The sequence below is a fragment of the Bacillus hominis genome, from assembly GCF_018332515.1.
Classification (GTDB): domain Bacteria; phylum Bacillota; class Bacilli; order Bacillales; family Bacillaceae_G; genus Bacillus_A; species Bacillus_A hominis.
In genome coordinates this window covers 1-409 of the sequence record NZ_BOQD01000553.1, presented here as the reverse complement: position 1 = coordinate 409, position 409 = coordinate 1, and the positions used below count along the sequence as shown (strand labels likewise).

Sequence of the window (409 nt, the reverse complement as noted above, 5' to 3'; positions counted from 1 at the left end):
ATTACAAATGTTAAAACAAGACAAAATAAGTAAAGATAGCATTTCACCTATTTTGTCTATAAAGCAACATAACGAAACTATAATCGATTACTTCAATTGAATCGGTTGTTGCTGTGTCACACAATGGATCATTCCGCCATTTTTATAAAGTTCTCTCACATCAATTCCCACTACTTTACGATCCGGATATAACTTCTGAATCGTATCGTTTGCGATTTTGTCATTTGGATCATTATAGTTAGGCACCAATACAACTTTATTTCCAATATAATAATTGATATACGACCCTTTATAATCGAGAGTTTTTCCGTTTTCTAAAGCAACCTTCTCTTTACTAAGCGGTAAGTATTCATACTTATACTTCTGTCCTGAAGCATTTTTTGCATCTAACAATGTATCCATATCTTTG

At 32.0% G+C, this 409-nt stretch carries 1 protein-coding gene; it reads right to left on the bottom strand.

All coding sequences use genetic code 11. From position 1 onward, the window contains the following. Window positions 1-87: 87 nt before the first annotated feature. On the bottom strand, window positions 88-409 hold a 322-nt coding region (locus tag KI356_RS27295; RefSeq protein ID WP_212937014.1), incomplete at its 5' end, for an agmatine deiminase family protein.